The organism is Burkholderia sp. AW33-5 (genome assembly GCF_053427615.1).
On the sequence record NZ_JBSAXA010000031.1, the window covers coordinates 46142 to 52386 of the forward strand.

The following is a 6245-nucleotide window of genomic DNA, read 5'->3' on the forward strand; positions in this document are numbered from 1 at the left end:
CGCGCGCATCTTTCCTTGAACTTCGGTCGAATCTCGACTAGCCTGCTACCGGCAGGCTACGCAGCGACAGCCGTTCACGAAGCGCGCCGCGTCGCTGAATGCACTCTTCGATGGTCTGTTCGAGCTTGGCCAGGACGGCAGGCTGATTAGCCGCCAGCGCTGTCCTCTCTGCTTCCCGCTTATCCCTCGCCACCTTGCGCGCCTTCTCTCTTGCCTTCTTCTGCTGCGGCGTGAGTGGCTGTTTGGTCAGCGCCTTGGTCAGCTTTCCGTCCCTCTTGAGCTGCACGATGAGGCCCTGACCAGCGGGCGTGACGTACACCGTATGGCCCCGTCCTAGCTTTACGCTGCGGAACCACTCCACATCGCCGGAACGCCGTGAGCGCTGCTGATAGCGGCCAGCTCGGTGGGTCATCAGGTCCACCGCTACAAGGTCCTTAAAGATGGCGACGCTGTTGAGCCCGCCCAGGCTTCGCACGAATGCACCGATTTCTGGGAGGTCCGCCGCTGCTGTATCGATGTATGAGTCGCCCTGGTCATCGGGCATGTGCTCACTCGCGGGGACCTCAGGCTGAGCCTCGGTCTCTACCGGTCTGCCGCCATTCGCTAGGCAAGCATGTTGCGCAGCCAGTGCCTGAGCCTTTACCTCTGCCAGCTCATCCTCTCCTTCCCAGGGAAGAAGCTCCACGTTACTCACGCGCCCTCCTTTGCGTTGCCACTGCGCACGACGAATGCAACGTGTCCCAGGCTCTCCAGCACCGCCAGCTCCTTGGCCAGCTCCTGCCGCTCAAACCCAGCCAGCGCTAGGAACTCATCAGAGATTCCCGCCTGCTCCCCGAACCCGGCCACTTGAAGCTCATCCCGATGCTTCTCCCAGCCAGGGAAGCCCCACGCCCACCGCGCTGTGCCTTCACGTTTCGCGATGGCCACGGGCGACGAGCTGCGAATGATTGATGCGAGTTCGAAGGGACTCTGGGCTTGAATGGTTGTGCCGTCATCGTTGAACACTGCGGCCCCGTCCGTGGCCATAGCGACTACAGCCAGCAGCGGCGCAAGGGCTCCATCGAGAGCCTTGAGGGTTTCGTTACGTTGGTTCATAAGTTTCCTGATGTGGAAAAAGAAAAGCCGCCCTCACCATCACTGGCGGGGCGGCATGGGGTGGAACGGATGGGCGGGACTACTGCGCAGTGCGGTTCGCTTCCGTGAGACCCTGTGACCAAGCTGAGACGCCGTTAATCATGAGAGAACGGAGGTTGTTACGGCGAATGTCTTCCCTGCGGTTCCCGTCCTTGTCCAGGTAGGTCACCTTCAGTGCATCGTTGAAGCCTGCGATGTCCTTCCGAGCGAGTGCGCCGATGGCCTTGTGGAACTGGCCAACGTCGCCCACCTGATACGCCACGTCCGTGAACACTGCTCGTTGACCCGCGCTGATCCTCCGCCACAATCCGGGACTCGCCACCTCCACGGCCTGCTTCGCGCGCGCCTCGTAACGGGGTAACGACACCTCAAGGAGGCGAGCGGCTTGCTCAGGGGTGATCTGCACGGAGCCGTTCTTGATCCCATCAATGGACTTGTGGGGGATACCAGACCGCCGAAAGTCCTCTTCGATGGTCTCAGCATTGGCGTTCAGGTTGTAGCCATAGCCGATGTTGTTGCCAGCTTTCGGATTCGGGTCGGGCGTGGCCTTGAGCACGAGACCTTCGCCCATCGCGGTGAGTGACGCGGCCAAGCCGGTGGAACTGATGGGCTCAGTAAGGTTGGCGCTGGTAAGAAAGTTCTTAGCTTGACTCACCTGAATCTTAGAGCCCTGCCCGGTGAGTCGAGAGCCCGAAAGGCCTGCGAAAGTGACCGGCATGTTGGGCGCGCTGAACACGTTGCCCAGTGCCCCATTAAACGCCCCTTCACGTACCTTATCAATCTGGCCGCGCATGGTGTCGTTGATTTGATTAAGGTTGTATGCCTTGGCGAGCACCTCCGCGTTATCAATGAGGTCCTGAGTAGTGGCCGTTTTGGACACAAGTTTCTGATGCAGGCCAGACATCGCCGCGCGTTCATCCTTTGTCAGGAGCTTGGTATCTGCGGTCTCCTGCATAATTTGATCGAACGTCACATAGCCCAAGCCGTGGACAGGGTTGCCGTTGATGAACGCGGTTAGCTGGTATTGGCCATTCTTGCTGTAGACGAGGCCGGGGCTAACTTCTTCGCCATACTTCGCGCGCGCCTTCTCCAAGTAATTCTGGATTGCCTCCTGGGCTTGTTCACTTGCTCTGTACGGGGAACCCGCACATCAATCTTGTTCACCGGGTCATACACGAAATTGGACTGTACCTGGTGCTGAATCCAGGTCTTCGCTTGGTCGGGGGTGGCATTCGGATTGCGCAAGTAATAGTCACGGAGCTCAAGCTGTGCCCATGTACTGGCAGCATCTTCATTCTGCGGAGAGCCGCCAAACAGCCGGCCCACTACAGGAATCCGCTGATACCAGCTCGTGGTCAGCCCAGAGACTTCCTTGGTCACCTTCTCTTGCCACTGCGGGTCACTGGTTAGCTTTTGTGCAAGCTTCTGGGCCTCAGGCGAAATTGCACGATACGCCGTCTCGTATGCGATTCCATCTGAGATTCCAGTGTCTACCTGCTTCGTGTACGTCCTGAACAGGTCACTGGCCTTCTCATCAAAGTAGAGGGACTGGATTTGATCAGGGAGGTTCTTGAACAGCATTGCTGCGAGACGGAACTGACTGGATGGCTGGCCATCCTTCGCAGGTGCAGCGTTTACAGCCCCATCAATCAGCCCCTTCAACTTGGTGTTAGCCAAGTCGCTGCGCCCAGACTGAGCTGTTGACTGGACAATCGCGGCTAAGGCCTGCTGCACAGTTGGGTGTCGCGAATAATCCCCGGACTGCATGCCACTGGCAGCGCCCATCATTGCCTGTACTGCGGGCTCTTGAATGGCATCCAGCGCAGTCTGGGCCTCCTTCTTACCGAGCGCCCAAGCCGTCCCGCTACTGACCAAATACATCGCCTGTCGGGCCTGTAGCGCGCTATCTGCGATGCCCTGGATACGCCTGTACTCCGCGAGAGCGGCCCCGGCACTCTTGAACTGGTTCAGCGGCCCGATGCGGTTAACGAAGTCATTGATGTCCGGCTGTTTGCCCTGGCTCGCTGCCTCTTCATCCGCTACGGTCCGCTTGAAGAAGTCCGTTTGCTGAGCCTGCTCGATGCGCTGGTTCTGCTCTTCGAGAGCCCGATGCTGGAGCCGTGTGGCCTCCGACTGAATCTTCGGGTTCATCTGCTGGAGCGTCAGTCCCGTGTGCGGGTCCTTGAACTGCGTGAACAGGTCGAACAGTTCCGGGCGACCACCAGCTTGCGAGGACAAATTGTTGATCTTGTCCAGGAGCATGTCAGCCATCTCCGGGCGGGTCATCATGCCCATCTGACCACGCATCGGCTCAAGCGTCTGCTGAACCCCATCCCACATCTGCTGGAGACTCTTGGTCGGGTCCAGGATGCCATCAGCGACAGCGGAGAAGTTGCCGAATGCTGTTTCCTTCAGGCGCTGGAACTGGACCTGAGCATAGTCCTTACGGACACTATCGGCTGTCGTCGCGACACTCTTCGATACGTGGTCGACAATCGCGGGGTCCGTGAGGCCAGCCGTGTGCTGCGCTACCTGCTCGTGGAGGAACTTCTCCGGGTCGAACCCGTCCTGGTTCTTCGACTGCTGGTAGGCGCTAAGGATGTCCGTCTGAACCTGGTTGCCAATCTTCAGGCCCACCGCGTTGCGATAGCCCTGGGCGAACGTATCGTTGAACGCAGGGTCCACGCGGGAGTCCGCAGACGGAGGCGGAACCTTGATGCCCCCGGTCTGCGCGTCGATGAGCCCAGCATCACTGAGCTGGCCTGCTGCTGTGCCCGCCTTAAACGCCTGCGTGGCGTTCTTTTGGTTATCCAGGTTGACGTACTCCTGGAGTGCGGGATTGAACGTCTGGAGCCCCGTAAGGAGCCCGTGAAGGGTTGCATCCTGCTGCGGTGCTGCATAGGTATCGACGGGACGCTCTTGGGGCTGGAAGGTGACCTGACGGCCCGTAACGGGAACCTCAGGGCGACCGGTGATGGACACAGGGGAATTCGGAGATTGAGGCATGGTGGTGTGAGGTTGTCAGGTCGATGACCCAGGCATCTTGAAACCGTAGGCGTTGGAGCCTGGGACTCCGCCGGTAACGCGGTTCTTGATGGATTCCTGGGATGTGTATGCGTTGAGTGCTCCGCCAGCAATCTGGAGGCCAGTCCCGATGAGGCTCGGCTGTTGGATACTTGCCGTGCGCGAGGATGCTTGCGCGTAGTCGCCACGAAGCGCGGAGACCGCCTGACGCTGTTGCGATGATGCGTTGGCCTGCATGGCCGCGATGTCCTGCCCAGCGTTGAAGTTGGCTTCGTTCGTCACGCGGTCATTGCTGCCCCCGCCGTTCGTCCCAGAGTCAGCCGCAAGGGCCTGGAGGTGACCCGTTTCGATCATCGCCTGGCGAGCTCGCTCAGACATCTGCTCGGCCGCTGCCTGGTTCTGCTGGGTCATCTCGTTCTTCGTCTGGGTTACCTGAGAGTCGTAAGCAGCCTGGGCGGCGTCTCCCTGTCGCTTTGCCGCTTGGCTCTGACTCACGTAGGTAGCTGCCGCAGTGGCCGCGCTCATGGCCATGCTCGCGATGGTCATGGTCGAGAGCGTGAGGCTTGTGGGCTCACACATGGCGCGGTGCCTCATAGAAGAATCGGAAGCTGCCCGGAGGCCCCTGGTTTGGCGCTACATCGCCAATGACAAAGCCCAGGTGTTCCAGCATCGTCATTGCCTCCGCGTTGTTCGAAGCCACGGTGTTGGCTAACGGCACGTCAGCACCACGAACGCTATCGAGCCAAACGCGCGCATGCGACAGAAGCTCGCGGGTGTGACCAGCAACGGCAGCGGAACAGCGCATCCACGGAACGTTGGCCATCGGATAACGAACGAGACCAAACAGAGCCTCAATCTGGCCGTCGATACGCAGCGTCCAGGACTCATCTGATACCCGGACAGATTCCGCAAGACGGGTTTCGGGCGAACCGGCCCAGGTCAGGGCCATCTCAGCGATGTCCGACTGGCGCAGCTTAGGGGCCAGCTCGGTGGCGTCTTCGGGAGTCGCTGGGCGGTACGTGATGCGGCCGTATGGGGAAACCGGAGGCCAGCCGGATGGAGGCGTGGAGGGGGTCATAGAGAGTCCTTACGGTGGGCGGAGGATGGACGCGACCAGCCCTGCCCGGTGGGCATGGAAGCGAGAGGGATGGAGGTTCAAAAAATAGGTGTGCTCAGCCGCGCGCTTGAACATCCAAGCTGGCTACCTGCGAGAGTCAGGGTTTAGGCCCTGGCATGTCGCGCCCCTCCAACGTGTAGGGCGAGAGTGTGGGCTTAGCTCCCGTGCGGGTTTAAGCCTGCGAATCCCCGCACTGCCCCATCAGGCAAGGGCTAGAGCGGCGCGTAGAGCGAGAGTCGGGGGATAGACGGGTGCATCGCCCTGAAACCCTTACCCCGCTTACGATTCAGCCGAATGGAAACAAAAAAGCGCCAGCCGTTTCCGGGAGGCGCTTCTAGGGGCACTGCTGGCTGACCTATCAGCCGTGCTCAGGGTGCTCAGGCGGGTGAGCTGGAGACCAACCAGCGGCGCATCACCAGGGCCTCCCAGCTACGGGCTTCAGTGTCTCGGATGGTTTCCAACAGACGGGGCTTACGGCTGCGCTCAACGTAGTCACGGAGCAGCAGGAATTCACGGGAGCCGATGCGGACGGACGCGGTGCCCTGGTCGATGCTGAGGGAGAAACGGCGGGTGCTGATGGTGATCTGGAACATGCAAAACACTCCTGGGAGCAAGTGCGCTTGGCGGTCTGCTTCGCGTCACGGGAAACTCATAGTACATACACTGTATGCATATCGTCAAATCACGCGCGCGGTCCGTAGTCAGGATGCTCACCCAGCTTGACCAGCAACAGCTCCCACGCTGCCAGTGGCATTGGCCGGTGGTTCGAACTGCCCTCAGGAGCGCTCCAGGCATGCCAAGCGGTGATTGATGCGTGAACTAGCTGGGCAGCTTCCCCGCGCGTTAGGCCGTGCCGCTTGATGGTCTCTCGAAGTTGCTCAGGGCTAGGCTTGGTGATTTCGGTCATGGCGTTTTTCCGGTTCGTGATGTGGAACCGAAAGTTTACGCGCCGGGGTAAACCGGTGTCACG

General features: G+C 60.2%; 8 protein-coding genes. All 8 read right to left on the reverse strand.

Translation table 11 applies throughout. From position 1 onward, the window contains the following. Positions 1–37 precede the first annotated feature (37 nt). Positions 38–544, reverse strand: coding sequence for a hypothetical protein (locus ACV22V_RS29860; RefSeq protein WP_448016321.1), 507 nt, complete (start codon positions 542–544; stop codon positions 38–40). 146 nt (positions 545–690) lie between these two features. Next, positions 691–1095, reverse strand: a complete 405-nt coding sequence (locus ACV22V_RS29865) for a hypothetical protein (protein ID WP_448016322.1) — start codon at positions 1093–1095, stop codon at positions 691–693. Positions 1096–1174: 79 nt separating this feature from the next. After that, on the reverse strand, positions 1175–2227 hold the full coding sequence (locus tag ACV22V_RS29870; protein WP_448016323.1) for a hypothetical protein: 1053 nt from the start codon (positions 2225–2227) through the stop codon (positions 1175–1177). Continuing rightward, positions 2149–4116 (reverse strand): hypothetical protein, encoded by a 1968-nt coding sequence (locus ACV22V_RS29875; RefSeq protein WP_448016324.1) that lies wholly within the window; start codon positions 4114–4116, stop codon positions 2149–2151. Before ACV22V_RS29875 ends, ACV22V_RS29870 begins: the two co-directional genes overlap by 79 nt. A gap of 39 nt (positions 4117–4155) precedes the next feature. Further along, positions 4156–4704 carry a virion core protein, T7 gp14 family gene (locus tag ACV22V_RS29880; protein ID WP_448016325.1) on the reverse strand — a complete coding sequence of 183 codons (549 nt, stop codon included), beginning with the start codon at positions 4702–4704 and terminating at the stop codon, positions 4156–4158. 338 nt (positions 4705–5042) lie between these two features. Next, positions 5043–5096 carry a hypothetical protein gene (locus ACV22V_RS29885; RefSeq protein ID WP_448016328.1) on the reverse strand — a complete coding sequence of 18 codons (54 nt, stop codon included), beginning with the start codon at positions 5094–5096 and terminating at the stop codon, positions 5043–5045. A 556-nt stretch (positions 5097–5652) separates the two neighbouring features. Then, on the reverse strand, positions 5653–5868 hold the full coding sequence (locus tag ACV22V_RS29890; protein ID WP_448016326.1) for a hypothetical protein: 216 nt from the start codon (positions 5866–5868) through the stop codon (positions 5653–5655). A gap of 89 nt (positions 5869–5957) precedes the next feature. After that, a partial coding sequence (locus tag ACV22V_RS29895) for a hypothetical protein (protein WP_448016327.1) occupies positions 5958–6245 on the reverse strand: 288 nt, incomplete at its 5' end.